This is a genomic window from Psychrobacter alimentarius, from assembly GCF_001606025.1.
Taxonomy (GTDB): domain Bacteria; phylum Pseudomonadota; class Gammaproteobacteria; order Pseudomonadales; family Moraxellaceae; genus Psychrobacter; species Psychrobacter alimentarius.
On the sequence record NZ_CP014945.1, the window covers coordinates 697,078 to 722,386 of the forward strand.

39 protein-coding genes are annotated in these 25,309 nt (G+C 41.7%); 35 read left to right on the top strand and 4 right to left on the bottom strand.

Going from position 1 to position 25,309, the window contains the following annotated elements; all coding sequences use genetic code 11:
• The first annotated feature begins 293 nt into the window (after positions 1-293).
• The 28 genes from rpsJ (at position 294) to rplQ (ending at position 14,458) form a co-directional block, all read left to right on the top strand.
• Positions 294-605 (top strand): 30S ribosomal protein S10, encoded by a 312-nt coding sequence (gene rpsJ, locus A3K91_RS02890; protein WP_010196670.1) that lies wholly within the window; start codon positions 294-296, stop codon positions 603-605.
• Positions 606-654: 49 nt separating this feature from the next.
• Positions 655-1,293 carry a 50S ribosomal protein L3 gene (gene rplC / locus A3K91_RS02895; RefSeq protein ID WP_062843937.1) on the top strand — a complete coding sequence of 213 codons (639 nt, stop codon included), beginning with the start codon at positions 655-657 and terminating at the stop codon, positions 1,291-1,293.
• Between the two features lie 14 nt (positions 1,294-1,307).
• Positions 1,308-1,910, top strand: a complete 603-nt coding sequence (rplD, locus tag A3K91_RS02900) for a 50S ribosomal protein L4 (RefSeq protein ID WP_057758698.1) — start codon at positions 1,308-1,310, stop codon at positions 1,908-1,910.
• Positions 1,907-2,257, top strand: coding sequence for a 50S ribosomal protein L23 (rplW, locus tag A3K91_RS02905; RefSeq protein WP_057758700.1), 351 nt, complete (start codon positions 1,907-1,909; stop codon positions 2,255-2,257). The genes rplD and rplW overlap by 4 nt, the downstream gene beginning before the upstream one ends.
• A gap of 11 nt (positions 2,258-2,268) precedes the next feature.
• A complete protein-coding gene (rplB, locus tag A3K91_RS02910; RefSeq protein WP_021813371.1) occupies positions 2,269-3,096 on the top strand; it encodes a 50S ribosomal protein L2 in 828 nt (275 codons plus the stop codon).
• A gap of 12 nt (positions 3,097-3,108) precedes the next feature.
• Complete coding sequence (gene rpsS / locus A3K91_RS02915) at positions 3,109-3,384, top strand: 30S ribosomal protein S19 (RefSeq protein WP_062843938.1); 276 nt, start codon at positions 3,109-3,111, stop codon at positions 3,382-3,384.
• Positions 3,385-3,394: 10 nt separating this feature from the next.
• Entirely contained in the window at positions 3,395-3,724 is a 330-nt protein-coding gene (gene rplV, locus A3K91_RS02920) for a 50S ribosomal protein L22 (protein WP_021813373.1), read from the top strand.
• A gap of 3 nt (positions 3,725-3,727) precedes the next feature.
• Positions 3,728-4,456 carry a 30S ribosomal protein S3 gene (gene rpsC, locus A3K91_RS02925; protein WP_062843939.1) on the top strand — a complete coding sequence of 243 codons (729 nt, stop codon included), beginning with the start codon at positions 3,728-3,730 and terminating at the stop codon, positions 4,454-4,456.
• A gap of 3 nt (positions 4,457-4,459) precedes the next feature.
• Positions 4,460-4,873, top strand: a complete 414-nt coding sequence (gene rplP / locus A3K91_RS02930; RefSeq protein ID WP_010196693.1) for a 50S ribosomal protein L16 — start codon at positions 4,460-4,462, stop codon at positions 4,871-4,873.
• Positions 4,873-5,070 carry a 50S ribosomal protein L29 gene (gene rpmC, locus A3K91_RS02935; protein WP_010196696.1) on the top strand — a complete coding sequence of 66 codons (198 nt, stop codon included), beginning with the start codon at positions 4,873-4,875 and terminating at the stop codon, positions 5,068-5,070. Before rplP ends, rpmC begins: the two co-directional genes overlap by 1 nt.
• Entirely contained in the window at positions 5,067-5,342 is a 276-nt protein-coding gene (gene rpsQ / locus A3K91_RS02940) for a 30S ribosomal protein S17 (protein ID WP_021813375.1), read from the top strand. Before rpmC ends, rpsQ begins: the two co-directional genes overlap by 4 nt.
• A 183-nt stretch (positions 5,343-5,525) precedes the next feature.
• Positions 5,526-5,894 carry a 50S ribosomal protein L14 gene (rplN, locus tag A3K91_RS02945; protein ID WP_010196702.1) on the top strand — a complete coding sequence of 123 codons (369 nt, stop codon included), beginning with the start codon at positions 5,526-5,528 and terminating at the stop codon, positions 5,892-5,894.
• Between the two features lie 8 nt (positions 5,895-5,902).
• Positions 5,903-6,220 (top strand): 50S ribosomal protein L24, encoded by a 318-nt coding sequence (gene rplX / locus A3K91_RS02950; RefSeq protein ID WP_011279796.1) that lies wholly within the window; start codon positions 5,903-5,905, stop codon positions 6,218-6,220.
• A gap of 21 nt (positions 6,221-6,241) precedes the next feature.
• Entirely contained in the window at positions 6,242-6,778 is a 537-nt protein-coding gene (gene rplE, locus A3K91_RS02955; RefSeq protein ID WP_062843940.1) for a 50S ribosomal protein L5, read from the top strand.
• Between the two features lie 12 nt (positions 6,779-6,790).
• The gene (rpsN, locus tag A3K91_RS02960; protein ID WP_062843941.1) at positions 6,791-7,096 is read left to right on the top strand and encodes a 30S ribosomal protein S14; all 306 of its coding nucleotides are present in this window, start codon (positions 6,791-6,793) and stop codon (positions 7,094-7,096) included.
• Positions 7,097-7,107: 11 nt separating this feature from the next.
• A complete protein-coding gene (gene rpsH, locus A3K91_RS02965) occupies positions 7,108-7,506 on the top strand; it encodes a 30S ribosomal protein S8 (RefSeq protein ID WP_062843942.1) in 399 nt (132 codons plus the stop codon).
• 226 nt (positions 7,507-7,732) lie between these two features.
• Entirely contained in the window at positions 7,733-8,266 is a 534-nt protein-coding gene (gene rplF / locus A3K91_RS02970) for a 50S ribosomal protein L6 (RefSeq protein WP_062843943.1), read from the top strand.
• Positions 8,267-8,277: 11 nt separating this feature from the next.
• A complete protein-coding gene (gene rplR, locus A3K91_RS02975) occupies positions 8,278-8,628 on the top strand; it encodes a 50S ribosomal protein L18 (RefSeq protein ID WP_062843944.1) in 351 nt (116 codons plus the stop codon).
• 2 nt (positions 8,629-8,630) lie between these two features.
• Positions 8,631-9,146 carry a 30S ribosomal protein S5 gene (gene rpsE, locus A3K91_RS02980; RefSeq protein WP_062843945.1) on the top strand — a complete coding sequence of 172 codons (516 nt, stop codon included), beginning with the start codon at positions 8,631-8,633 and terminating at the stop codon, positions 9,144-9,146.
• A 20-nt stretch (positions 9,147-9,166) separates the two neighbouring features.
• Positions 9,167-9,346, top strand: a complete 180-nt coding sequence (gene rpmD, locus A3K91_RS02985) for a 50S ribosomal protein L30 (protein ID WP_010196714.1) — start codon at positions 9,167-9,169, stop codon at positions 9,344-9,346.
• A complete protein-coding gene (gene rplO, locus A3K91_RS02990) occupies positions 9,346-9,786 on the top strand; it encodes a 50S ribosomal protein L15 (protein WP_062843946.1) in 441 nt (146 codons plus the stop codon). The genes rpmD and rplO overlap by 1 nt, the downstream gene beginning before the upstream one ends.
• Positions 9,787-9,805: 19 nt before the next feature.
• Positions 9,806-11,137 carry a preprotein translocase subunit SecY gene (gene secY / locus A3K91_RS02995; RefSeq protein WP_179207260.1) on the top strand — a complete coding sequence of 444 codons (1,332 nt, stop codon included), beginning with the start codon at positions 9,806-9,808 and terminating at the stop codon, positions 11,135-11,137.
• Positions 11,138-11,167: 30 nt separating this feature from the next.
• On the top strand, positions 11,168-11,284 hold the full coding sequence (gene rpmJ / locus A3K91_RS03000) for a 50S ribosomal protein L36 (RefSeq protein ID WP_010196721.1): 117 nt from the start codon (positions 11,168-11,170) through the stop codon (positions 11,282-11,284).
• Positions 11,285-11,533: 249 nt separating this feature from the next.
• The gene (rpsM, locus tag A3K91_RS03005) at positions 11,534-11,890 is read left to right on the top strand and encodes a 30S ribosomal protein S13 (protein WP_021813384.1); all 357 of its coding nucleotides are present in this window, start codon (positions 11,534-11,536) and stop codon (positions 11,888-11,890) included.
• A gap of 20 nt (positions 11,891-11,910) precedes the next feature.
• A complete protein-coding gene (gene rpsK / locus A3K91_RS03010) occupies positions 11,911-12,300 on the top strand; it encodes a 30S ribosomal protein S11 (protein ID WP_045454458.1) in 390 nt (129 codons plus the stop codon).
• 48 nt (positions 12,301-12,348) lie between these two features.
• Positions 12,349-12,990: a 30S ribosomal protein S4 gene (gene rpsD, locus A3K91_RS03015; protein ID WP_058025563.1), complete on the top strand. Its 642-nt coding sequence runs from the start codon at positions 12,349-12,351 to the stop codon at positions 12,988-12,990.
• A gap of 81 nt (positions 12,991-13,071) precedes the next feature.
• Positions 13,072-14,079 carry a DNA-directed RNA polymerase subunit alpha gene (locus tag A3K91_RS03020; protein WP_021813386.1) on the top strand — a complete coding sequence of 336 codons (1,008 nt, stop codon included), beginning with the start codon at positions 13,072-13,074 and terminating at the stop codon, positions 14,077-14,079.
• Between the two features lie 19 nt (positions 14,080-14,098).
• On the top strand, positions 14,099-14,458 hold the full coding sequence (gene rplQ, locus A3K91_RS03025) for a 50S ribosomal protein L17 (protein WP_021813387.1): 360 nt from the start codon (positions 14,099-14,101) through the stop codon (positions 14,456-14,458).
• A gap of 86 nt (positions 14,459-14,544) precedes the next feature.
• Here rplQ and A3K91_RS03030 read toward each other — a convergent pair whose 3' ends face one another.
• Together A3K91_RS03030 and A3K91_RS03035 are read right to left on the bottom strand one after the other, a co-directional pair.
• Positions 14,545-15,165 (bottom strand): L-threonylcarbamoyladenylate synthase, encoded by a 621-nt coding sequence (locus tag A3K91_RS03030; RefSeq protein ID WP_062843948.1) that lies wholly within the window; start codon positions 15,163-15,165, stop codon positions 14,545-14,547.
• 279 nt (positions 15,166-15,444) lie between these two features.
• A complete protein-coding gene (locus A3K91_RS03035; RefSeq protein ID WP_062843949.1) occupies positions 15,445-16,161 on the bottom strand; it encodes an elongation factor P hydroxylase in 717 nt (238 codons plus the stop codon).
• Positions 16,162-16,317: 156 nt separating this feature from the next.
• On the opposite strand from A3K91_RS03035, the gene A3K91_RS03040 reads away from it, so the two are divergent.
• The 6 genes from A3K91_RS03040 (at position 16,318) to lysM (ending at position 20,893) form a co-directional block, all read left to right on the top strand.
• Positions 16,318-16,911 (top strand): YceD family protein, encoded by a 594-nt coding sequence (locus A3K91_RS03040; RefSeq protein WP_062843950.1) that lies wholly within the window; start codon positions 16,318-16,320, stop codon positions 16,909-16,911.
• A gap of 316 nt (positions 16,912-17,227) precedes the next feature.
• Positions 17,228-17,410: a 50S ribosomal protein L32 gene (rpmF, locus tag A3K91_RS03045; protein WP_010196743.1), complete on the top strand. Its 183-nt coding sequence runs from the start codon at positions 17,228-17,230 to the stop codon at positions 17,408-17,410.
• A gap of 427 nt (positions 17,411-17,837) precedes the next feature.
• Positions 17,838-18,806: an ACP S-malonyltransferase gene (gene fabD / locus A3K91_RS03050; RefSeq protein WP_062843951.1), complete on the top strand. Its 969-nt coding sequence runs from the start codon at positions 17,838-17,840 to the stop codon at positions 18,804-18,806.
• A complete protein-coding gene (fabG, locus tag A3K91_RS03055; RefSeq protein ID WP_228139937.1) occupies positions 18,797-19,531 on the top strand; it encodes a 3-oxoacyl-ACP reductase FabG in 735 nt (244 codons plus the stop codon). The genes fabD and fabG overlap by 10 nt, the downstream gene beginning before the upstream one ends.
• Positions 19,532-19,801: 270 nt before the next feature.
• Positions 19,802-20,038 (top strand): acyl carrier protein, encoded by a 237-nt coding sequence (acpP, locus tag A3K91_RS03060; protein ID WP_021813394.1) that lies wholly within the window; start codon positions 19,802-19,804, stop codon positions 20,036-20,038.
• A 321-nt stretch (positions 20,039-20,359) separates the two neighbouring features.
• Positions 20,360-20,893: a peptidoglycan-binding protein LysM gene (gene lysM / locus A3K91_RS03065; protein ID WP_062843953.1), complete on the top strand. Its 534-nt coding sequence runs from the start codon at positions 20,360-20,362 to the stop codon at positions 20,891-20,893.
• 144 nt (positions 20,894-21,037) lie between these two features.
• Here lysM and queG read toward each other — a convergent pair whose 3' ends face one another.
• Complete coding sequence (gene queG, locus A3K91_RS03070) at positions 21,038-22,255, bottom strand: tRNA epoxyqueuosine(34) reductase QueG (RefSeq protein WP_062843954.1); 1,218 nt, start codon at positions 22,253-22,255, stop codon at positions 21,038-21,040.
• 194 nt (positions 22,256-22,449) lie between these two features.
• Here queG and A3K91_RS03075 point away from each other — a divergent pair, with 194 nt between their 5' ends.
• On the top strand, positions 22,450-24,246 hold the full coding sequence (locus tag A3K91_RS03075; RefSeq protein ID WP_062843955.1) for an NAD(P)H-hydrate dehydratase: 1,797 nt from the start codon (positions 22,450-22,452) through the stop codon (positions 24,244-24,246).
• Positions 24,247-24,248: 2 nt separating this feature from the next.
• Here the strand turns inward: A3K91_RS03075 and A3K91_RS03080 are convergent, their stop codons facing one another.
• A complete protein-coding gene (locus tag A3K91_RS03080; RefSeq protein WP_062843956.1) occupies positions 24,249-24,746 on the bottom strand; it encodes a DUF4124 domain-containing protein in 498 nt (165 codons plus the stop codon).
• Between the last annotated feature and the right edge of the window lie 563 nt (positions 24,747-25,309).

Genomic DNA, 25,309 nt, shown 5'->3' on the forward strand with positions numbered 1-25,309 from the left:
TATGTATAATACGTACCACTGAATTATATATGCGCAGCGAATAAAAAAGCTGGCGCTATGACAGCTAGAGCATCGTTTCTAGCACTATTTCATTATGCCTTTGCTGATTTCCAATATATGGAGGGTCGGCGGGGCTTTAAACTATTTTGCTTTTGGCACGCTATAAGTTCGGATAAAGAACTCATTCTGGTTAAGAACAGAAGGCCGCTTTAAGTGAATATTTAACCAAACTGCTTTTGGTCATAATCTTGCGAAGCAAGGATGACAAAGGCACATATTAGGAGCTTGCTGGCATGGCTAACCAGAGAATCCGTATCCGTCTTAAGTCTTTTGATCATCGTTTGATCGATCAATCTGCACAAGAGATTGTTGATACTGCAAAGCGCACCGGTGCGCAAGTTTGTGGTCCTGTACCGTTGCCGACTCGCATTGAGCGCTTCAACGTTCTAACCTCACCACACGTTAACAAAGACGCTCGTGACCAGTACGAAATCCGTACTCATAAGCGTATGGTTGATATCGTTCAGCCTACTGATAAAACAGTGGATGCGCTAATGAAGTTAGATTTAGCGGCGGGTGTTGACGTTCAAATTGCTTTGGGTTAATGCACATTACACACCCAACCCATTAATATAAGATATAAAGAGGTCTAAAATGGCGATCGGTTTAGTCGGTAAAAAATGCGGCATGACTCGTATCTTCACTGAAACAGGCGCATCTATCCCTGTAACAGTGGTTGAGGTCGATGCAAACCGCATTACTCAAGTAAAAAATACTGATGTAGATGGCTATCAAGCTATCCAAATTACCACAGGTACCCGTCGTGACAGCCGCGTAACAGCCGCACAAAAAGGTCACTTCGCTAAAGCTGGCGTTAAAGCTGGCCGTGGTGTTTGGGAATTCCGTGCCAACGATAGCGATCTTGAAGGTCGTGAAATTGGTGGCGAGATTCTAGCTGACTTGTTCGAACAAGGTCAGATGGTTGATGTGACAGGACAAAGCAAAGGTAAAGGCTTCCAAGGTCCTATCAAACGTCACAACTTCAGCATGCAAGATGCGACTCATGGTAACTCAGTATCTCATCGTGCACATGGTTCAACTGGTCAAAACCAGTCACCAGGTAAAGTATTCAAAGGCAAAAAGATGGCGGGTCAGATGGGTAACAAACGTGTTACCGTTCAAGGCCTAGAAGTAATTTCGGTTGATGCCGAAAAAGGGTTACTTGTCATTAAGGGTGCTATCCCAGGCGCCACCGGTGGCGATGTCATCGTACGTCCGTCAGTCAAAGCCTAAGCAAGGGGATTAACGTGGATTTAAAAACAGTTACAGGTGCGGCGGTTGAGCTTTCTGATACGGCTTTTGGTCGTGAATTCAACGAAGCATTAGTGCATCAAGTCGTCACCGCATATCTTGCTGGTGCTCGTCAAGGTACACGTGCGCAAAAAACCCGTGCCGAAGTTTCTGGCGGTGGCATTAAGCCATGGCGCCAAAAAGGTACTGGTCGCGCTCGTGCAGGCTCTATTCGTAGCCCTATCTGGCGTTCAGGTGGTCGTGCATTCGCTGCAAAACCACAAGATTGGTCACAGAAAGTAAACCGTAAAATGTATCGCGGTGCGATGCAGTGCATCCTAGCCGAATTGATTCGCCAAGAGCGTTTGATTTTGGTAGAAGAGTTGAGCGTTTCTGGACCTAAGACCAAAGAGCTGATTGCAAAGTTAAATGATCTTAATGCACCTCGTGCATTAATCGTCACCAAAGAAGTTGACGAGAATTTATACTTAGCTGCTCGCAACATCCCACACGTCAATGTACTTGGTACAAACGAAGTGGATCCAGTGAGCTTGATTGCTTTTGATAAAGTAATCATGTCAGTTGAAGCTGCGAAACAATTTGAGGAAGCACTAGCATGAATAACGCAAGACTTTATCAGGTCTTAAGAGGACCTGTATTCTCAGAAAAATCTCAAATGCTTGGCGACTCACTTGGTGTGCAGGTATTTAAAATTGATTCTAATGCTACTAAGCTTGAAGTCAAGAAAGCAGTTGAGTTGATGTTTGAAGGTGTTGAAGTTACTAAAGTGAACACTTTGAATGTTAAAGGTAAGACAAAGCGTTTTGGTAAAAGCATCGGCCGTCGTAACGACTATAAAAAAGCCTATGTTACCTTAAAAGCTGGTCAAGATGTACAAATGGCTGATGCTGGTGAAGAAGTAGCGAACACTACTGATTCTACTAGTGAAACAGCGAATAACGAATAAGGATTACACTCATGCCTATCGTAAGAGCAAAGCCAACATCACCAGGCCGTCGTTTTGTTGAAAAAGTGGTGCATCCACACCTTTACAAAGGTCGTCCTTATGCAGCGCTTCTCGAATCAAAAAGTAAGTCAGGTGGTCGTAACAATAATGGTCGCATAACGACTCGTCATATCGGCGGTGGTCATAAGCAACATTATCGTATTATCGATTTCAAACGTACTAAAGACAATATCCCAGCAACGGTAGAGCGTATTGAATACGATCCTAACCGTACTGCACATATTGCATTACTTAAGTATGCTGATGGCGAACGTCGTTACATTATCGCTGCTAAAAAACAAGCAGTTGGCGATACAGTAATGTCAGGTGAAACATCTCCAATCCGTCCAGGTAACTGCTTACCGCTAAAAAACATCCCATTGGGTACTGTGATTCACAATATCGAGCTTAAAATCGGTAAAGGTGCACAGATGGCTCGTTCTGCGGGTGCTAGCGTTCAGTTGTTAGGTCGTGACGGTATCTATGCGATTCTTCGTATGCGCTCTGGCGAAACACGCCGTGTACATGTGAATTGCCGTGCAGTTATTGGTGAAGTTTCTAACACTGAAAACAACTTGAAATCACTTGGTAAAGCCGGTGCTTCACGTTGGCGTGGTGTTCGTCCTTCAGTTCGTGGTGTCGCTATGAACCCGGTTGATCACCCACATGGTGGTGGTGAAGGTCGTAATAAAGGTCGCCATCCAACTAGCCCTTGGGGTCAGAAGTCTAAAGGACTTAAAACGCGTCACAATAAGCGTACTGACAATATGATCATCCGCCGCCGCGCCAAGAAGAAATAAAGGAAGAATTTCATGCCTCGTTCATTGAAAAAAGGTCCATTCATAGACGCGCACCTATTTGCTAAAGTTGAGAATGCATTAGACACCAACTCACGCAAGCCAATTAAAACTTGGTCGCGCCGCTCAATGATTCTGCCACAAATGGTTGGCCTAACTTTATCTGTTCACAATGGCCGTACTCATGTACCGGTTATCGTGAGCGAGCAGATGGTTGGTCATAAACTAGGTGAATTTGCCCCGACTCGTACGTATCGTGGTCACGGCATTGACAAAAAAGCTAAGAAATAAGGTGCTTACCATGGAAGTAACTGCAAAATTACGCGGTGCCGCCATTTCGGCACAAAAAGTTAGACTCGTTGCTGATGAAGTTCGTGGCAAATCAATCGAGCGTGCTTTGGATATCCTAACGTATAGTAATAAAAAAGGCGCTGTGTTTGTTAAGAAATGCCTTAACTCAGCCATCGCCAATGCCGAACACAATCACGGTTTAGATATTGACGACCTAAAAGTCGCTACTATCTATGTCGATGAAGGCATTACGCTAAAACGTATCCTACCACGTGCTAAAGGTCGCGCTGATCGTATCAGTAAGCGTACTTGTCACATCACTATAAAGGTAGGAGAATAAGTTATGGGTCAAAAAGTACATCCAATCGGAATTCGTCTTGGTGTTGTAAAAAAGCATAATGCAAATTGGTATGCTAACCCTAAACAATACTCAGAATACCTCATCAATGACATTCAAGTTCGTGAATATCTACGCAAAAAGCTAGATAATGCTATGATCAGTAATATCATGATTGAGCGTCCTACTGGTGCTGCTAAGATTACCATCGCCACTGCGCGTCCTGGTATTGTTATCGGTAAGAAAGGCGAAGATATTGAAAGACTTCAAAAAGAATTGACCAAAATTATGGGCGTACCTGCTCAGGTCAACATTGAAGAAATTACTTCACCTGATCTTGATGCACGTTTGGTAGCAGACGGTATCGCAAGCCAGCTTGAGCGTCGTGTTATGTTCCGTCGTGCGATGAAGCGCGCTGTACAGAACAGCATGCGTTCTGGTGCTAAAGGTATTAAAGTTGAGTTGTCTGGCCGTCTTGGCGGTGCTGAGATTGCTCGTAGCGAATGGTATCGTGAAGGTCGTGTGCCATTGCATACACTCCGCGCTGATATTGACTATTCGTCAGTACGTGCAGAGACAACTTACGGCACTATCGGTGTGAAAGTTTGGATTTTCCGTGGCGAAATCCTTGACGGTATGAACAGTGTTTATAATCCCGTCAATGAAGAGAAGCCTCGTGCGCCAAAACGCCGTGGTCGTGGAAACGGAAACCGTCGAAACTCAGACAGAGGTTAAACTATGTTACAGCCAAAACGTACCAAGTTTCGTAAAATGCATAAAGGTCGTAACACTGGGCTAGCTCATCGTGGAAGCACCGTTGCATTCGGACAAATTGGTCTAAAATCGTTGACTCGTGGTCGTATGACTGCCCGTCAAATTGAAGCAGCACGTCGTACCATCACTCGTAAAATCAAACGTGGCGGTAAGATTTGGATTCGTGTATTCCCAGACAAACCAATTACCAACAAGCCATTAGAAGTACGTATGGGTAAAGGTAAAGGTCCAGTTGAATATTGGGTATGCGAAATCAAACCTGGTAAAGTGCTATATGAAATTGAAGGGGTACCAGAAGAGCTTGCACGTGAAGCTTTCACGCTTGCTGCAGCAAAACTGCCCTTTAAAACTACCATTGTTAAGCGGACGATAATGTAATGAAGATCAGTGAATTACGTGATAAATCATTAGAAGAACTGACCCAGTTACTTGATGAAAAGCAACTTGATGCTTTCCGTATTCGTATGGCTAAAGCAACTGGTCAGTTGGGTAATACCCATGAAGTCAGAGGCAATCGTCGTACGATTGCTCAGATTCAGACTTTGATTAACGAGAAACAACGAGGCGACTCATGAGCGATAACAATCAAACAGCTACTAATGCTAGCGTATTGACAGGACGAGTTGTCAGCGACAAGATGGACAAGTCCATCACAGTTTTGATTGAGCGCCTGGTTCGTCATCCTTTGTATGGCAAACAGCTTCGTCGTTCTACGAAAATCAAAGCACATGATGAGAATAACGTTTGCCAACAAGGCGATCTTGTCCGCATCAAAGAAACGCGTCCAATCTCTAAAACCAAGTCTTGGACTTTGGTTGATGTGGTTGAAAAAGTAGAAAAAATCTAAGTAAATTGCATTAAAAGCCAGAAGCTGTTAAAATAGCCGCCTTTTTAAGGATGCTGATTGCGCCGAGCGTATATCACTCACATTAAGAGTAAGTCGCGGTTATTAATATTAAAATGCCGTCCTACTCATTCTGTGCTAGCGGCAGCAACTGGTTTTTATTGCTCATACGTGTGGAGTAACGCTATGATTCAGGTTGAGTCAATGCTGGAAGTTGCAGACAATAGCGGTGCAAGGCGAGTTCAGTGCATTAAAGTACTGGGTGGTTCTCATCGTCGTTATGCATCAGTTGGCGACATTATTAAAGTAACGGTTAAAGAAGCCATTCCGCGTGGTCGTGTTAAGAAAGGCGACGTGATGAATGCGGTAGTTGTTCGTACCAAAAAAGGCGTTCGTCGTCCTGATGGTTCTGTGTTGCGTTTTGACGACAATGCTGCGGTATTGTTGAACCAAAATAAGGCACCTATTGCAACTCGTATTTTTGGACCGGTAACTCGTGAACTACGTGGTGATCAGTTTATGAAAATTGTATCACTAGCACCAGAAGTATTGTGAGGTAATCCATGTCAAAATTACGTAAAGGCGATACAGTTATCGTGATTGCTGGTAAAGATAAAGGCAAACAAGGTACTGTGCAAGCTGTAAAAAATGATCGTATTAAAGTTGAAGGCATTAATATTGTCACTAAGCATCAGAAGCCAAATCAGGCGACTGGCGTTGAAGGTGGCATTCTTAAGCAAGAAGCTTTTCTGCATATCTCAAATGTCGCAATCTTAAATGCGCAAACCCAAAAAGCTGATCGTATTACTTATCAGTTTGGCGAAGACGGCAAGAAACAACGCGTCTATCGTTCAAACGGTGAAGTAGTGGCGACTGCGTAAGACACTAAGGGTGTAATGGTAATGGCAAGATTAAAATCTTTATATAACGATAAATTAAAGCAGCAAATCAAAGAAGAGCTTGGTGTTGCAAACGTGATGCAAGTGCCTAAAATCACTAAAATCACATTAAACATGGGTGTAGGCGGCGCGTCTCAAGACAAGAAATTGCTTGAAGGTGCAGTGGCTGATATGACTGCAATTGCTGGTCAAAAGCCCGTTGTCACCAAAGCGCGTAAATCAGTTGCTGGCTTTAAAATTCGTGAAGAATGGCCAATTGGCTGTAAAGTAACGCTACGCGGTGAGCAAATGTACGAATTTTTAGATCGTCTCATTGCCATTGCAATTCCTCGTATTCGTGATTTCCGTGGTTTTTCACCTAAAGCCTTTGACGGACGTGGCAACTACTCATTGGGGATCAAAGAACAGATCGTATTCCCAGAAGTAGATTTTGACAAAATTGATCGTATCCGCGGTATGGATGTGACGATCACCACGTCAGCTCAGTCTGATGAAGAAGGTCGTGCGTTGCTTAAAGCATTCGGCTTCCCATTTAAATAAGGTAAAGACGTTATGGCAAAGAAGAGCATGATTAACCGCGAATTAAAGCGCGAAAAAATGGTTGCTAAATATGCTGAAAAGCGTATCAAGCTAAAAGAAACTATCAGTGATATGAATGCAAGCGACGAAACTCGTATGGAAGCGATGCTAGAGCTACAAGCTCTTCCACGCAATTCATCACCAGTACGTCTACGCAATCGTTGTGCTATCACCGGTCGTCCTCATGGTTACTTCCGCAAGTTTGGCTTATCACGCAATATGCTGCGTGAGCGTGTCATGCAAGGCGATGTGCCTGGTGTTCGTAAAGCAAGCTGGTAAGGAGTAACTATATGAGTATGCAAGATACCGTTGGGGATATGCTAACCCGTATTCGTAACGCACAAATGGCTAACAAAGTATCGGTAGCAATGCCGAACTCTAAATTACGTAAATCAATTGCTGATTTACTAGTTAGCGAAGGTTATGTGGCAAGCGCTGTTGTTACTGAAGAAGAAAACAACAAAGCGACCCTATCTATCGAATTAAAATACTTCGAAGGCAAAGCTGTCATCGAAACTATTCAACGTTTTAGTCGTCCTGGCTTACGCCAGCATCGCGGCAAAGATAATATCCCTACTGTTAAGCAAGGTATGGGTGTTGCTATCGTATCAACTAGCCAAGGCATCATGAGTGATCGTGCTGCACGTGCTGCTGGTATCGGTGGTGAAGTCGTTGCATTTGTTGCCTAATCAGTATTTATTGCTCTAGGTAATAAGACGATAAAGTCTATTTGAACCCTTTAATAGTTTCCTATGATATTTATATAGATTAATTATAAGTTCTAAGAAGCTATTCATTTGATCTTAATAAAATTGAATGATGCTTAATGGGTGCAACTATGCTAAACTAGCAGGCTTTTTAGCCTGTTAGTTTTTTCGCTAATATAAAGAAGTCAATTTTTTAAGGAATATTCCTATGTCTCGTGTGGCTAAAGCCCCAGTGACGCTACCAAGTGGTGTAAGCGTTACTTTGAACGATCGGCAGGTCGAAGTTAAAGGCAAGAACGGCAATTTGTCTTTACGCCTGCATGAATTGGTCGAGCTGAAACAGGAAGATGATGCTATCATTTTCTCACCTACAGTCGATTCGAAAGAAGCTATGATGCACACTGGCACCATGCGCGCCCTGCTAAACAACTATGTTACAGGCGTTAATGAAGGCTTTGAAAGACGTCTTCAGTTAATTGGTGTTGGTTATCGCGCTCAAGTTGCTGGTAACAAAGTAACTTTGAACGTTGGTTACTCTCATCCAGTAGAGTATACGTTGCCTGAAGGTGTGTCAGCTGAAACCCCAACGCAAACTGAAATTGTTTTAAAATCAAACAATAAGCAGCAGCTTGGTCAAGCAGCGGCTAATATCCGCGGTTTCCGTCCACCTGAGCCTTATAAAGGTAAAGGTATTCGTTACAGTGATGAACATGTGATTCGCAAAGAAGCTAAGAAAAAATAAGGTGAGTTGAAATGTTTGATAAAAAAGCAGCTCGTCTGCGTCGAGCTAAGAAAACCCGCGCGCATATCCGTGTCTTAGGCGCTCATCGCTTAACGGTTAATCGCACGCCGAAACATATTTATGCCCAGATTATCTCTCCGAACGGTGGTGAAGTGATTGCTCAGGCATCTACCTTGGACGGCAGTTTGCGTTCAGGCGCTACAGGCAATATTGATGCCGCAACGTCTGTGGGTCAATTGATCGCAGAACGTGCAAAAGCAGCTGGTATTACTAAAGTTGCCTTTGACCGTAGTGGTTTTAAATATCATGGTCGAGTAAAAGCTTTAGCGGAAGCTGCTCGCGAAAATGGATTGGAGTTTTAATCATGGCTAGAAATGATAAAAATGATAAGAACGAACAAACTGACGGCCTAGTCGAACGCTTGGTTACTGTTGATCGCGTTGCAAAAGTTGTCAAAGGTGGTCGTATTTTTTCTTTCACTGCGTTGACCGTAGTGGGCGATGGCAATGGTCGTGTTGGTTTTGGTCGTGGTAAAGCACGTGAAGTGCCAGCTGCTATTCAAAAAGCACTAGAAGCTGCTAAACGCAATATGATCACTGTTGATCTTAATGATGCAACTTTGTATCATCCAATCAAAGCACGTCATGGCGCAAGTAAAATCTATATGCAACCTGCATCTGAAGGTACTGGCGTAATCGCTGGTGGCGCAATGCGTGCTGTATTAGAAGTTGCTGGTGTCAAAGATGTTTTGACTAAATGTTATGGTTCTACCAATACTGCTAACGTTGTTCGTGCAACGTTTAACGGTTTACGTGATATGTCAACTCCAGAAAAGATGGCAGCTAAACGTGGTAAATCTGTAGACGAAATCTTGGGTTAACTTAGACTAGGTGAGTTACGATGAAAAAAATGAAAGTCACTCAATTTAAATCGGGTGCCCATCGCCTAAAGAGCCACAAAGCGAGCTTGAAAGGATTGGGTTTACGCCGTATTAATCATACTGTTGAAGTAGAAGATACTCCTTCAACCCGTGGTATGGTTAATCGCGTCAACTACATGGTAAAAGTGGAGGAAGCGTAATGGGACTTAGATTAAATGAATTATCACCAGGTGTTGGCGCAAAGAAAACTGCCCAACGTCGTGGTCGTGGTATCGGTTCAGGTCTTGGTAAGACTGGTGGTCGTGGTGTAAAAGGTCAGAAATCTCGTTCAGGTTCTAGCATTCGCTCAGGATTTGAAGGTGGTCAGATGCCTCTATATCGTCGTCTACCAAAATTTGGTTTTACCAGTAAATTGGCAATGAAGACAGCTGAAGTACGTTTGTCTGAACTGAACAAAATTGAAGGCGATGTAGTTAGCATTGAGACACTTAAAGCTGCTAACCTAATCCGTCACGATATGAAGCGTGCACGTGTTATGTTGTCAGGCGAAGTTACTAAAGCTTATACTTTTAAAGGTATCAAAGTAACTAAAGGCGCTAAGCAAGCAATCGAAGCTGCTGGTGGTAGCATCGAGGAGTAGTAACGTGTCAAAACAATCAATGTCATCGACTGGTATACCGCTTAATCCATTTGCATTCATACGTAAGTATGATGAATTATGGACGCGCTTATTATTCTTAATCGGCGCATTGATTGTTTATCGTTTAGGGTCACATATTCCTGTACCAGGCATTAACCCAGTTAATCTAGCAGATCTGTTTTCGCGCAACGAAAATACTATCTTGAGTATGTTTAACATGTTCTCAGGTGGTGCGCTAGAGCGTATGTCCATTATGGCGCTTGGTATTATGCCATATATTTCAGCATCAATTATTGTACAGATGATGTCTGCGGTATTACCATCGCTTGAAGCTCTTAAAAAAGAGGGTGAGGCGGGACGACGTAAGCTAAACAAGTATACTCGTCAGGGTACACTTGGTTTGGCACTGGTACAATCGTTGGGAATGTGTGCTGGTTTAATCAGTCAAAATCTTACCTTATCATCTGGTCTTACCTTTTATATTCCAGCAGTTACTTCTTTAGTAGCAGGCGCAATGTTCTTAATGTGGCTCGGTGAGCAAATTACAGAGCGTGGTGTTGGTAACGGTATCTCAATGCTCATTTTTGCGAGTATTGTGGCTGGTACGCCAGGTATGATTTCGCAATCTATTGAACAAGTGAATCAAGGTCAAATGAACTTGATTGTACTATTTATTTTTGTGTTATTAGGTATCGCGGTTACTGCTGGTATTGTTTATATTGAACGTGCTCAGCGCCGTGTTCCCGTAAACTACGCACAAAAACAACAACAGGGCCGCAAAATTTACGCTCAGCAGCAGTCACATTTGCCGTTGAAGCTTAATATGGCAGGGGTTATCCCAGCTATTTTTGCAAGTTCATTGTTATTGTTTCCAGCAAGTTTAGGGCAATGGGTTGGTCAGTCAACTGATCCTACTTTTACTCAAAAAATATTGCAAAATATGGCATTGGTATTGTCTCCAGGACAACCGTTATATTTAGTCTTGTTCGGTGCGATGATTATTTTCTTCTGTTACTTTTATACGGCATTGGTATTTAGCCCGCGTGAAGTAGCTGAAAACCTTAAACGTAGTGGTGCGTATATTCCAGGTATTCGCCCAGGCCAACAAACTCAGCGTTATCTCGATCATGTATTAAACCGACTGACCTTTATTGGCGCGATGTATATGACGGTTATTTGTTTAATGCCAATGGTCGTCCAGTCATCGTTTGGTGTACCGTTCCAACTAGGTGGTACGTCTTTACTGATTATGGTGGTTGTGGTAATGGATTTCATCTCGCAGATCCAAGCGCATTTGATGACCCATCAATATCATGATCAGACGTTAATTCAATCGCCCACTCAATCTTAATGAGCGGTACGATATTTCAAGGAGTATGCTATGAAAGTTCAAGCATCAGTTAAGAAGATTTGTGGTAGCTGTAAAGTTGTGCGCCGTAAAGGCCGTGTACATATTATTTGTACAGCAGAACCGCGCCACAAGCAACGTCAAGGTTAATAATTAGTTTTATAAAGTTTATAACTTTTGTCACTATTTAAATTAATACTTGAAAAATAACGGCGGATGGGATATCATCCGCCACTTGCCGTGTTTATGCAGAATATTTTATAATTCTATTTATTTATAGATTTTTCATCGAATCAGAAAATAAAGTGATTGTGGAATTCTAGTATTAACAGCAACAAATCTGAAGAATAATGCCTTATTGATAAATAACGCTTATTTTTCTTTAATGGAGAGAAATCAATGGCTCGTATTGCCGGCGTAAACATCCCGGATAATAAGCATGCTGTTATTTCACTAACTTACATCTTTGGTGTAGGTCGTACCACTGCTCAGAAAATCTTAGAAGCAGTTGGCATTGCCCCTACTACTAAAGTTAGTCAGTTAGATGATACACAGTTAGATGCTATCCGTGCACAAGTTGCAAATTACATGACCGAGGGTGACCTTCGTCGTGAAGTTTCAATGAATATTAAGCGTTTAGTTGATCTTGGTTGTTACCGTGGCATCCGCCATCGTCGTAACCTACCAGTTAGAGGTCAGAACACCAAGAACAACGCTCGTACTCGTAAGGGTCCGACACGTCCTCTCAAAAGATAATTAACTTAGGAAGCTAAAAGATGGCAAAAGACACTCGCAGTCGCAAAAAGGTGACTCGCCGTTCAGTATCGGAGGGCATAGCCCATATCCATGCGTCTTTTAATAACACCATTGTTACGATTACCGATCGTCAAGGTAATGCATTGGCTTGGGCCACTTCAGGTGGACAAGGCTTCCGTGGTTCACGTAAATCTACACCATTTGCAGCTCAGGTTGCAGCTGAAGTCGCTGGTAAAGCGGCTCAAGAATATGGTGTTAAGAATATCGACGTTTTGGTCAAAGGACCAGGACCGGGTCGTGAGTCTGCGGTAAGAGCACTAGGTGCATTGGGTTATAAAGTTAACAGCATCTCTGATGTAACCCCAATCCCACACAATGGTTGCCGTGCGCCGAAAAAGCGCCGCGTCTAATATTAAAGACGAAGCTTTTTATCCCAAAAGCTTATAGGAGACATAACAATGGCCCGCTATATTGGACCAAAACTAAAATTATCACGTCGTGAAGGTACGGACTTAGGTCTTAAGTCTGGCGTTAAACCATACGATGTAAAAACGAAAAAAGCTGGTCGTCCACCAGGTCAACACGGTGTAAGCCGTAATAAGACCTCAGAATATGCTTTACAGCTGCGTGAAAAGCAAAAAGTTAAGCGTATTTATGGTGTATTAGAGCGTCAGTTTGCTAATTACTATAAAGAAGCTGCTCGTAAGCGTGGCGCTACTGGTGAAAACTTGCTAGCAATGCTTGAGAGCCGTCTAGATAACGTGGTATATCGCATGGGCTTTGGCTCAACTCGCGCTGAAGCACGTCAGCTAGTCAGTCATCGTACTGTTATGGTAAAGAAAGCTGGTCGTGATGAGTTTGTTCGTGTGAACATTCCATCAATTCAGCTTCAAGATGGTGATGTCATCGCTATCCAAGAGAAATCTCGCGAACAGCTACGTATTAAAAACGCTATTGAACTAGCGACACAACGTGGTATTCCAGAATGGCTTGATGTTGATCACAGCAAATTACAAGGCACGTTCAAAAAAGCGCCTGATCGTATTGATCTACCTGCTGAAATCAACGAAAGCTTGATCGTTGAGCTATACTCTAAGTAAATGACGTAATGCTCAATGTTATGAGAATGGCATTGAGCAATTAACGTTAATTAAACCAGTTTAATAAATCGAGGTGACATCATGATGCTAAATGCAACTGAGTTTCTAACGCCTAACGCCATTAATGTGGATACGGTTAACGAAACGATTGCGAAAGTCACGCTCGAACCGTTAGAACGCGGCTTTGGGCATACCCTAGGTAATGCTTTACGCCGCATCTTGTTATCTTCATTACCTGGTGCTGCAGTCATTGAAGCTGAGATTGATGGTGTTGACCATGAATACTCAACGCTTGAAGGGCTACAAGAAGATGTACTTGACTTGCTTTTGAATCTGAAAGGCTTGGCAATCACACTTCATGACCAAAATGAAGTATTTTTGACCTTGGATAAACAAGGTCCAGGCACTATTACTGCTGCAGATATCGCGTTACCGCATAATGTAGACATTATCAATCCAGAATTGGTATTGGGTACATTGAGCGACCGTGGTCATCTTAAGATGCGTTTGCGTGTAGTAATGGGTCGTGGATATGAGCCAGCAAACCAGCGCCGTGAAGATGGCGATACCAAAGCAATTGGACGTTTGAAGCTTGATGCAAGTTTTAGTCCTGTGCTTCGTGTTGCTTATCAGGTTGAGAACGCTCGTGTAGAGCAGCGTACTGATCTTGATCGTCTTATCATTGAGCTTGAAACTAATGGCACTATAGATCCAGAAGAAGCAATTCGTAAAGCAGCCACTATTTTACAACAACAGATTTCTATCTTTGTTGACCTAGAAGCTGAAGAAGCGCCTGAGCCTGTGAAAGAAAAAGAAGAGGTTGATCCGGTGCTATTACGCCCTGTGGACGATCTTGAACTAACGGTTCGCTCAGCCAACTGCTTGAAAGCTGAAAACATTTACTATATCGGTGATTTGGTACAACGTTCAGAGACTGAACTATTAAAAACCCCAAATCTTGGTAAGAAATCATTAACGGAAATCAAAGACGTTTTAGCGTCTAAAGATTTAGAGCTCGGTATGCGCCTAGATAACTGGCCACCAGCTGATTTACGCGTTGATGATCGCTTTTCTTATCGTAGCCGTTAAACTTTAAGGATTTTTGACTATGCGCCATCGTAAGAGTGGAGTCAAGCTGGGTCGTACCGGCAGTCATCGTAAGGCAATGTTTCAGAACATGACTAACTCATTATTTGAGCATGAACTGATCAAAACAACTTTACCAAAAGCTAAAGAATTACGTCGCGTTGCCGAGCCATTAATCACTATGGCTAAAGAAGACAGCGTTGCTAATCGTCGTTTAGCATTTAGCCGTATGCGTAGCAAAGCTATGGTAGGCAAATTATTTGGCACGTTAGGTCCTCGTTACCAGACGCGTCCAGGTGGTTACTTGCGTATCGTAAAATGTGGTTACCGTGACGGTGACAATGCGCCAATGGCTTATGTAGAATTGGTTGATCGTGACTAATTTTATACTAATAGTATAAGTTATAAAAAAGCTCCAATTAAATTGGAGCTTTTTTTTGCCTGAAATTTGCTACTACTTTTTATTAATCACAACAATAACGATGTGACATCAGCAGCCCCTTGCCTAATAACTTCAGGTTGACCACTGGTCATATCTACAATGGTGGTTAATTTGGTAGTTTTTACACCTGCATTGATCAAACCATCTATTTGATTGCCCAAAAGATCTTCAATTTCAAATGGATCATCAAGTATTTCATCTTTATTAGGTAGTATTAACGAACTCGTCAAGATTGGTTCGTCCATCGCCTCTAAGAGTGCTTGAGCAATAGGATTGCTGGGTACCCTAATGCCAATAGTTTTTTTCTTCGCATGGGCCAATTTTTTCGGCACATCCTTTGTGGCGTTTAAAATAAAGGTAATAGGGGCTGGTGTATGAGCCTTGAGCTGTTTAAATTGCACGTTGTCTACTGTTGCATAATTCGCAATTTCACTTAAGTCTCGGCACAACAGGGTGAATTGATGCTTATCATCAAGCTCACGAATTTTCTTGAGCTTTTCTAGGGCATCTTTCGCTCCTAAGCGACAACCAAAAGCATAACTTGTATCAGTAGGATAGATGATCAATTGATCTTTACGCAGTAGGTCAGCGGCTTGTTCGATAAGGCGAGGCTGTGGATTTTCTGGATGAATATAAAATACTTGCATGGTGGCTCCTTATTTTATAGTTATTGATTGATAATCAGACAAAGATATTATTCTTTGTCATTTGTCTCTCTTGTTTTTCAGATAAATAATCCATTTGCTGAATAAAAATGGAATACTCATAGAATGACTGACAAAAAGGCTATCAATTTAAAATCTGCTTTATGAGTTAGTATAGTCTGATGTAGACAGAAGTTTATTGGTAAGGCGTTACTGTCCGTAGAAAATCGTTAACGGAAAACTGATACGGAGTCACATGCTAAAATCAATAAGCCGTTTGAATCAGGGGTAAGTACAAACACTAAGAAAAGTGCGCAGCAATACTTTGGCATCACGTGGTAGGCGATGTGGTTTTTCAATATACTCTTTGACTTGTGTATAGACGTCACTGGCAAAAGTGCTGTTACTGGTATCAAGCGTTGCAAACAAGTTGTCTTGTGAGACTTGAAAAGTATTTTTACAGGCGAGTGTAAACAAACACTCTAATGCTTGCGGCTTAACCTCTACATGTTCAAATGCTTGCTGCTGAGTAGCTGAGCGTCCATCTGGTGCGTACCAATAACCAAAGTCACTAAGAGTCCTACGATTTTTACCAGCAACGCACCAGTGGCTGATTTCGTGTAATGCACTAGCGAAAAAACCGTGTGCAAATTCAATTCTTGCTGGTTGATCGTCATGGGCAGGGAAATATTCGGGTTCTCCTGAGCTGCGAGCCAGTAAGACTTTTTGATTTTCAAACAGAGTATTAAATATTCGAATCAGCCAATCTGTTGCGGCTTGTTCACTATCAACTACCTTATTGGCATAAATTTCTTGCCATTCTTTTTTCCACTTGTTTAAGTGCTCTTTATTCTCGCGCTTTTCATACTCAAAGATCGATGAGGTAGTACTGTCTTTTTTGACGGGATCAGTTAGTTCGATTAAATGTTGTAGCAATGCTTTGTCTTCGAGATAAGACAGCAAATCAGAAAAGTCAGGTTTAGTATTACATGAGCTCATAGATGAAAGGATAACCAAATAAAAATAAGAGGGGAAGATAGAAAAGCAGAACAAACCAGCTAAAAAAAATTTAACATACTAGCGCTAGCGCAGCTTAACGCTTTCCTTTAGTATGGCAGGCAATATTATACACCGTTTTGATGAATGAGGCCTCGCATGTCAAGCACTCCAGAAAGTAAATCGTCAGTCCTTAAATCTGACAACAAAAAAGCGCCTGTCTCTGCCAGCATGCCTGAGCATATTTCTTTAGACAAATGGGCAGACAGCGGTTATGAGTGGGCAGGAGAAGTGTCACCCAATTCTTTTAAACGTCTAAACGCTACGTTAACAACGGAACGTGAACAGTCAAACACCCAGATTAGCGCTAATTTATATCGTCGCAATAACGTTTTACACTTGGCGTTTACGTTAGATGGTGAAGTCTGGCTTACTTGTCAACGTTGTTTGCAGCCGATCAATATTGATTTGTCCGATGACTACGACATTGCTTTGCTTGAAAATGACAGTCAAGTGCGTTTAGTGAATGAAGAACAGGACTATCTAATACTGGATGAAGTCATTACTGAACAATCACCAGAGACGCTATTGCCATTCAAAAAGCTGGTAGAAGATGAGATTTTATTAAAAATTCCAATGGCACCAAAGCATGACGATTGCGAAATGACTGTTGAGCAATTTGGTGAAATTCCAGAAGAGGAAGAGACAGAAAATCCTTTTGCTGCATTGGCATCACTTAAAGGTAAGTTATAATAATCTGAATATTTTATCAGCAATTTTATAGCCACTTTTACTACTTTGTGCAGAAGAGTGGAAAGCAGGGCTTTATTAATCTAATAAACATGCGTATAATGTCCGGTTTATTGCATTCTAGCAACAAGTTACTTGCTGATAGACGCTGACTAGGCAAATTCTATAGATTTTAGACGTAGTCAGTACTTTTATGTAGGTGGCAATCTATTTAATTAATGATGCTTAAGACTTAGGTTGTTGTGACCATATAATCTCTGTCAGTATCAACTGAAGCTGAATTTTTAAGCTTATCCCTTTTAAGTATAGGAGCTATATCATGGCTGTTCAAAAAAGTCGTAAAAGCCGTTCTCGTCGTGACATGCGCCGTTCACACCATCGTATGGAAGTGGCTGAGCTAAGCGTAGATGCTACTACTGGTGAAAAGCATCGTCGTCATCACATGACTAAAGATGGTTTCTACCGTGGTCGTCAGTTATTCAAAGTAAGCCAAGACGCTTAAGTCCTTGGCTATACAATAGATAATATAAAAGTAGTGATGATACTGGTGATTGTCATTGTCTTTTTGCAATTATTATCAAGTAGTATGCTATAAGTTAAAAGAGCCAAGTTATTTCGCTATCATATATTATGTGGCTGGATAACTTGGCTTTTTGCTATACATTTTTTATCGTCAGTATATCAAAGTCTTTAGCAGCTTTTAGTGACTATGCAAGTAAATTGATAAGATTGCTTTTCTAGCGCATGTGATATTTTTTGCTATTTATCTTGAAGTTTGATTCGCTAGGATAATAGTGCGTGTCAGTGTATAGTTTGCTGATAGTTGGTTCTTTGGGCAAATAAAGCAAATACTGGCTTGATATAGTATCTAATAATATAACGACCCCATTGTTTTAGGGATGTTTCCAATTAAATAAGGAATATTGGTTATGGCTTCTGTACCTGATATGGTAAAAAAGCAACCCACACGTATTGCGGTAGTTTTTCCTGGACAAGGATCACAAGTCGTTGGAATGACCAACGAGCTTGCTGACATCTATCCAGAAATTCGTGATACTTTTGCTGAGGCGAGTGAAGCGCTTGGCGAAGATTTATGGGCTATTTGTCAGGATGAAGAAAAGCTCAATCAGACTCAATATACCCAACCTGCTTTGTTAACTGCTAGCATAGCGATCTGGCGTATCTTGAAACAGAAAATAGCCACAAAACCTTCTTATTTAGCTGGACATTCTTTAGGTGAGTATAGTGCACTGTGTGCAGCTGACGTTATCTCATTAGCAGATGCAGTCACCTTGGTCCATAAGCGCGGTCAATTGATGCAGGAAGCAGTTGTCGGTATTGATACGGCTATGGCAGCAGTATTGGGCTTAGAAGATAATCGGGTCGAAAATCTATGTGAGCAAGCGACCGAGCATGTCGACGATGCAGTGGTTGGTGCCGCGAATTTTAACAGTCCAGGGCAAGTGGTTATATCGGGTAATGCGGTAGGTGTTAATGCCGTGATCGATAAAGTACAAAACACTGGCAAGAAAGCCATTCCTTTGAAGGTAAGTGTGCCATCGCATTGTGCACTTATGGAGCCAGCCAGCAGTGCCTTGGCTGAAATATTAGCAGGCATCAAATTTGATCAAGCAACTATTCCTGTTATTCAGAATTGCTATGCGCGTATCGAAAGTAACGCTATAGGCATTAAACAAGCATTGACGGAGCAGTTGAGTCAGCCTGTATTATGGTCAAAAACCATGCAAGAGCTTACTGATAAACAAATCAATGTTTTAATCGAATGTGGTAGTGGCAACGTATTGAGCAACCTAGCTAAGCGCCAAGCACAACCAATTACCAGCTATCCTACTGATAAGCCTGCCCGTATTGATAAATTAATGGAGATATTATCATGAGCCGTACAATTACATTAGTCACTGGTGCTAGCCGTGGTATCGGTAAAGCCGTTGCTAAACGTTTTGCTAAAGAAGGTCATTTTGTCATTGGAACAGCGACTAGTGAAAAAGGGGCTGAACTTATCAACGATTATCTTCATGATACCGGTGGTATTGGTCGAGTCTTAGACGTTCGAGATAGTGCACAGATTGATAAATTATTTGAAGAAATTGAAAGTGTTTATGGTGCAGTACAAGTGTTGGTAAACAATGCAGGTATTACCCAAGATGGCTTATTAATGCGTATGAAAGACGAAGATTGGAGCAATGTGATTGACACCAATTTGACCTCAATTTACCGTATGAGCAAACGTGCTGTGCGTGGCATGATGAAAGCACGCCGTGGACGTATTATTAATATTACTTCTGTCGTCGCACAGATGGGCAATGCTGGTCAATCTAACTACGCTGCGACCAAAGCAGGGGTTGAAGGTTTCAGCCGTACTTTGGCACGTGAGATCGGTTCAAGACAAGTCACTATCAATTGCGTAGCACCAGGTTTGATTGAGACAGATATGACTGATGAGCTTGATGAGCGTCTACTAAACTCTATGTTGGATGCGGTGCCTATCAGTCGTCTTGGTCAGCCAGAAGACATTGCTGCAGCGGTGCATTTTTTAGCAAGTGATGAAGCGAGTTATATTACAGGTGCGGTCATTCCTGTAAATGGTGGCATGTATATGTAGGCCAGAAATAAGTGTTACACACTGACAATAAAAAACTGTGTGAACGAGTGTAAACTCTAATAAACAGTGTTATAATGACGGACACTTTTATATCGAAGTCCTGTATGATAGCAAGGCTTTATCAGACATTAGTCAAATCGTATAACTGGTTATAAAGCACTTAGACGACCTACTAATTTAAAAACATCATTTTGTATACAATGTCATAGAATCTAATGATAGGACTATGAACAGTTTGTAGAAATAATAGATCAAAAAGGAGAAATCTACATGAGTAATGATACAGAGTTAAGAGTTAAAGCAGCAGTAGCCGAGCAACTAGGTATGAATGTTGAAGATATCAGCAACGATGCTTCATTTATGGAAGACCTAGGCGCTGATTCATTGGATCTAGTTGAATTGGTTATGTCATTTGAGAGTGATTTTGGTATCACTATTCCTGATGAAGATTCAGCAGAATTGACCACTGTACAAAAAGCAATTGATTATGTACAAGCTCAGCTATAATCAGTAATTTGCTCAGCAAGTTTTATATGACCGCTTATCTTTTTAGGTAAGCGGTTTTTTTATGCTTATACTTTTACTAAGTATCTCATCTATATCACATGTATAACTGCTTTAACATAAGCTACGCCAAATCAACATTACTCAACATTCTATTACTATCTTCCTCAGCTGCCTTTGCTTATACTCATAAGGGTAAACATTACGAAGAAACGATTATAGTATTTTGATGGTACTCTATTTACAGAGATTTATGCTTATCAAGAGTTACCATCACAACAATAAACACAAATAATAAATAATGATATTTTAAGGAGCAACAAGATGGGTGTATTTAGTTTTGCAAAAGACATTGGTGAGAAGATATTTAATCGCGATGATGCCAAGCACGATGCCAAATCAGAAACAAAAGCCGCAGCTACCACACCAGCCGCGAAAACGACTGGCACACCTGCTGCGAGTAGTGAGCCTTCAGCACAGTCAGTAGCCAATCTACTGCTTCGTCGCATTCAACAGCAGAATTTGAACATTAGTGATCTACAGATAAAATATAATGGTACTACAGATACTGCAGAAATTAGTGGTAAAGCGAAGACACAAGCAGATCGTGAAAAAGCGATTATTGCCATTGGTAATGTGCAAAACGTTGCTAAAGTCATCGATAGTATCGATATTGAAGAAGATGCACCTGAATCTACGATGTATACTGTAAAATCTGGTGATAGCTTGTCAAAAATCGCGAAAGATGTGTATGGTTCAACAGCTGACTATATGAAGATCTTTGAAGCCAATAAACCAATGTTATCTGACCCAGACAAAATTTATCCAGGTCAAGTATTACGTATTCCTAAGCCATAATAAGAATACAATCAATATACTGAGGGTGTTTTGAAACTCGATATCTAAAAAACGTCTCTTTGTAAGGGGCGTTTTTTTTGGTCTATTACTTGTATTTAAAGTGAATTAAGTACAAATTAGTGTATAGCGATAAAAATAAGTCCATCATTGAGCGGCGTTTATTTTCTCATGTTGTTCATTGATTGCCCATATTATGTGTTCATCAAGCACGTCGCTATGTTTGCCTAATTTCGATTGCAAATGTGTGATGGTTGCTTCGCTACCATTTGCATTACCAAGCCCAATCGCAATATTACGTAAAAAATTCACATAGCCTGTACGTCTGAGTGGGCTACCTTCTGTCTTTTTCATAAAATCAGCTTCTTGCCATTGCCATAATTCTAATAAGCTGCTGTTATCAAGGCTATGCCGCGGTGCAAAGTCGTCTACAGACGTGAGGTTGGCGTAACGATTCCAAGGACAGATAAGCTGGCAATCATCGCAACCGAAGACACGATTGCCAATGGCGCGGCGGTATTTGTGATCAATGATACCGTCGTGTTCGATAGTGAGATATGAGATACAGGCAGAAGCATTGAGCTCATAGGGTGCGACAATCGCTTGGGTAGGACAGATGTCAATGCAAGCGCTACAACTACCACAGTGTGCCTTGACAGGTTGGTCATCGGGCAATTCTAGACTGACGAACAGCTCGCCCAGCACGAAAAACGAACCTGCTTGCTTGTTGAGCAATAAGGTATGTTTTCCTGTCCAACCAAGCCCTGCTGCTTCTGCAATAGGACGCTCAAAAATAGGCGCAGAATCACTAAAAGGTCTAAAAATAAAATCTTGGTCTGAGCCGATATTGAGATGTTGCCACTCAGGAAGCATGGTTTCGATATTCAATGCCAGCTGCTTTAAACGACTGCGCATGGTTTTATGATAATCCCGCCCTCTAGCATAGCGTGCAATGATACCTTGATTAGGATGATCGTTATCACTGACCGTGCGAGGTGTTGGCGTTTGAGTCAGATAGTCCATACGTACACTGATGATGGTTTTTGCACCTTCTACCAATTGGTCAGGATTTGCGCGCAGATGATGATTGTTATGCATGAATTGCAGCTGACCCTCATAGCCTTTATCTAACCATTGCTGCAACTGCAAAATTTGCTGAGCAAACAGAGGGTGATGAACCGATAAAAAACCGCAATCAGCAAATCCCAGCGCCTGTGCTTGAGCTTTAATCCAGTGTTTGACGTCCGCAGTGGTTGTAAATGCTGGAGTATTTTTGATAGTAATCTTTTTTTCAGATGCACCGCTGTTAGCTGATACCTGTTTAATAGAAGCGTCTAACAAGTTTGGTTTAGATGAATGATTCATGTAGGGCAATAGGCATTGATGTGAATACCGCTATGATAAGCGAGTGAGCGAAGAGCGCAAGCATAAAAGCCAAATAAACGCATATTCATATTAATACACAACATAGAGTTAGCTTTGCTAAGCTAATGCCATTGAGAAATAAGTATACTTACATTACTAAAAAATACGCCTATAAAAATGATCGAGGACAAGTCATGCCAAAACTTTCTAACTTATTAAACGAAAAAACGAACTTACCTGTGGCGCTTTATAGCAGCGAGCAAGTTTATGCGATGGAGCAGGCATGGTTTGCACAAGGTCATGACAGTTTTGGATTGATGAAGCAAGCAGCTTGGCAAATGGCGCAGCAGATCGAACAGCTTTATGCAAGAAAGTGTTTGCATACTAACGTATCAAACAATAACCAAAGTAATTATGTCGAGACTCAAGAGCGACGAGTCAGTGTCTGGGTCGGGAATGGCAATAACGGTGGTGATGGTTGGCTCGTTGCCTATTATTTGCAACAAGCAGGCTGGCGCGTACAAGTCATAACAGTCGGTTTTGCTCATTGTGATTTTGAGATAAATGACGTGACTGAGACAGCTGATGTGTCAAGCGCACCGACCGATGCTATAAAAGCGCTAAAAATAGCACTATCTGCTGATTGCAATTATCAGCGCTTTGAAGACCATCTGAATGAGCTGAATAATTACAGAAAAGCAAGCTTACAAGCAGATATTTATATTGATGCGTTATTTGGTATTGGGCTGAACCGCGCGCCTGAAGGTATATATAAGCAAGCCATTCATGCCTTTAATCAATCAGTGCGACAAAAATATGCATTGGCTGTGGCAGTAGATGTTCCAAGTGGGTTGGTGGCGTCTACTGGCGAAGTATTTGATCAAATCGCCATACTGGCAGACGTGACTTTATGCTTGATTGCGAGAAAATTTGGTTTACATACGAAGGATGGGGCTGATTATAGCGGAGAAGTGCTTGATATACCGTTGATACCTTATGAGACAGTATCTTATCGACAGAGTTGTCAGTCTCAAGATATGAATAAGCTGGCACCAGTGGCTATGCTGCTAACGGCAGCGCACAGTTTCAATGCCCGTCGCCAAAATAGTTACAAAGGAAGTTACGGTCATGTTTTGGTCATCGGTGGCAATCGTGTCAATGGCTCACAAGGTATGGGCGGAGCAGCGATACTATCAGCTTCTAGCGCCATGGCAACAGGCACTGGGAAAATTACCGTTGCTTGTCATGACGCTTTTCATGGCGCAATTTTGACGTCATTACCAGATGCCATGACTATCGACTTGCATGATGTAGAGGGAGTCAAGCATTTGATTGAATCTGCCAGTATTATTGCTATCGGTATGGGATTGGGGCGTGATGAAAAAGCAAAAGCGATATTCATCAGCTATGTAGAAGCTGCTATGGCCAATGAAAAACCAATGGTTATCGACGCTGACGGTCTTTATCATTTGGCATCATTACAGGCAGATAATCATAATCTGATCTCTGAGCTACGCGAATACAGTATGGAGCATCAGGTATGCCTAACACCGCACAGTGGTGAAGCAGCCAATTTACTAAATAAAAAAATAAGTGAGGTAGAAAGGGATAGATTGGCTGCTATCAAGCAGTGTGCTGAGACTTACGGCGGCGATTGGGTGTTAAAAGGCGCAGGTTCTTTGGTACTTGAGCAACGCTCAGGATGGAAAAATATTTATGTTTGCGGTGTTGGTAATGCTGGCATGGCGACAGCTGGCATGGGTGATGTGTTGTCTGGGGTTACCGCTGGTCTACTGGCACAACAAGATTTAGAAGCAGAGATGCGCAGCTTGCACCAAGCAGTAGTTATTCACGGTCTAGCAGGAGATACGCTGGTAAACCAAACGAGTAGTTGTGATAAGCGTACACTATTGGTCGGACAAAGAGGGCTACAAGCTCAAGATATGCCAGCAGCCGTTCGTCATGTGATGCAGTTAGGAATTTTTACCTAAAATTAGGTAGAAGGGTTATTGCAGTATTGATTAATCGCTTGTTGAACACGCTCACGTTTAAGCTCGATTTCACGGCCGTCCAAGTACTGACGTTTACCATTGGCGTCCATCTCATAGATGCGACCGCCAACGTTTAGGTTGGTCAAATTGTTTCGTAGCGATTGGCAACGCTGGGCATTGGCTTGCGCATCCTGTTCTTTAATTCGTGCTTCTAGCTGTGCAACACGCTGTTCTTCAGCGCTTTGAGTATTGCTACCTTGATTGGCTTCTGTTTTGCCTGCCATCTGTCCAGCATTATTTTGTCTACCGTCACTGCGAAACTCGATGAGCTCAACATTTTTACCATTTTGCGGGGCATGTTGACTGTATTTGACTTCACCGTGAGCACCAATAGATTTATAAACCTGAATAGCCTGACTGGCATTCATTGATAGCATTAACATACACGCAGTACTGATAAGCAGTTTGGCAGCATTATTTATCTTAGACGCATATGCCATGTTTGCAATCCTCTTAATTGGTAAAACAGATGTAAGTATAAATATAACATCTGAACGTGCTAATGAAACTAAAAAAATATGAACGTCTGATTTTAACAAATATTACTTATGAATGTATATTATTTAATAACCAATAGTTAGGTATAGGCTTTAGAATTTTTTCTTGACAATGGCTCACAAACAATCGAATATAATAGACGTTGATTGGTCAGTGAACGGCTTTTATTGCATTGCCGTGGCACTTGAAAATAATGACAACGGGTTACTTATCGGTAACTGGCGCAGTTTTATTTTCTTTGTGACAATGATATGAGAAACATAGTAATCACAGGCATTACTATTGAAACTTTATACATTGTCTCCGGACTTATCTGTCTACAATGACTAAGATAAACTTATTATTTGATACTTACTACGCATGATTCTAACGGTATTACTAAATTGATATGGTATGTGAATATAGATGTTGTTGCTAAAGCACTTATAAAACCTAAGAAGTTTATAAGATAGCATTGGCTATGAGAGTGATTTACTCTATCTATACTGTGGCATTCGTGCCCACC